General features: G+C 48.2%; 1 pseudogene. It reads right to left on the bottom strand.

Going from position 1 to position 655, the window contains the following annotated elements:
- Positions 1-224 (bottom strand): annotated as a pseudogene (locus NCT03_RS33675) (methyl-accepting chemotaxis protein); the annotation flags it as partial.
- Positions 225-655 lie beyond the last annotated feature (431 nt).

The following is a 655-nucleotide window of genomic DNA, read 5'->3' as shown; positions in this document are numbered from 1 at the left end:
GTGACTAACACAATATTGCGCGCGGCGATGGCGCGTCGGTCGACCGCCCCGCGTAGTTGTGCGGCAACGTTTGCGCGCGCATTAACACCTTCTAAATAAGACTCGAATGCTTGTCGTGACTGATTGAGCGCGTAAATGGAGTTGATCGAAATACAGACCACCATGACAGTCAGAACCGAGAACGCGTATGCCAGCTTACTTTTGACGCTTAGATTGTGGACCATCTTTTCTCTCAGGGAAAATACTTAATATAGGTGGTTATTTGCCACTTTCTCGCAATACGGCCCGCGGCTGTACCCGAATATGCTTAACGACCGATACTTTCTGAAGCTGATACTGAAAACGCGAAGTTTGCGTAGTTGAGTGTTTTCTTGGCAGTATTTCTTTCCGACAGGATGTCCCTTTTCCAATAATAAAAAGACGCCGTCACAGGATGACGACGCCTCTCTCAAGAAACTTCGTTTATCGCCGTTAAGCCAGCAGATAGTGCAGGGTGCTTTCGTGCCGAATGACCCTTGTTCTCCACTCATGCATTTTGGAAAAAAATGAAAAAAGAAACTTGGACGGTCAAGGCAAAGCTGGCCGCGTCATTCGGAACTCTGAGCCTGATCGTTCTTGTGATCGCTGGTATGGCCCTAAGCTCGCTTAACGATGC

Source organism: Caballeronia sp. GAWG1-1, from assembly GCF_023631465.1.
Classification (GTDB): Bacteria; Pseudomonadota; Gammaproteobacteria; order Burkholderiales; family Burkholderiaceae; genus Caballeronia.
This window is presented reverse-complemented; position numbering and strand designations above follow the sequence as displayed.